Genomic DNA, 504 nt, shown 5'->3' on the forward strand with positions numbered 1-504 from the left:
GCTCCACCTCGGCCGCGTCGTAAAAGCCCGTGGCGTCCAGCTTGGCGCGCAGGTCGAAGACCAGGTTGGGGTCGGTGGCGGCCTCCAGCCGGGCGGTCTCGTAGTAGGTCTTGAAGGCGGCCAGCACCTCTTCGGCGTCGTTCACGAAGTCGAGGATGTAGGTGGTGTCCTTGCCCGGGTGGGCGCGGTTGAGGCGCGACAGCGTCTGCACCGCCTGGATGCCCGCCAGGCGCTTGTCCACGTACATCCCGCACAACAGCGGCTGGTCGAAGCCGGTCTGGAACTTGTTGGCCACCAGCAGCAGGTGGTAGCCCGGGTCGGCGAAGGCGTCGCGGATGTCGCGGCCCTTGAGGCCGGGGTTCAGGCGCTGGCTGCTCTCCGACACCGGCTCCGGGTAGCTCTCGGTATCCGTGATCTCGCCCGAGAAGGCCACCAGCACCCCCAATTCATAGCGCCGCCGCTGAATGTAGCCGGTGATCGCCTTCTGCCAGCGCACCGCCTCCC

The 504-nt window shown here is 67.9% G+C and carries 1 protein-coding gene; it reads right to left on the reverse strand.

Annotated elements, in window-relative coordinates; translation table 11 throughout:
* Nucleotides 1–504: type I restriction enzyme subunit R domain-containing protein (locus ZRA01_RS20455; RefSeq protein WP_141355206.1), on the reverse strand; the 504-nt coding region annotated here is incomplete at both ends.

This window comes from Zoogloea ramigera, from assembly GCF_006539865.1.
In the GTDB taxonomy this organism is placed as follows: Bacteria; Pseudomonadota; Gammaproteobacteria; order Burkholderiales; family Rhodocyclaceae; genus Zoogloea; species Zoogloea ramigera.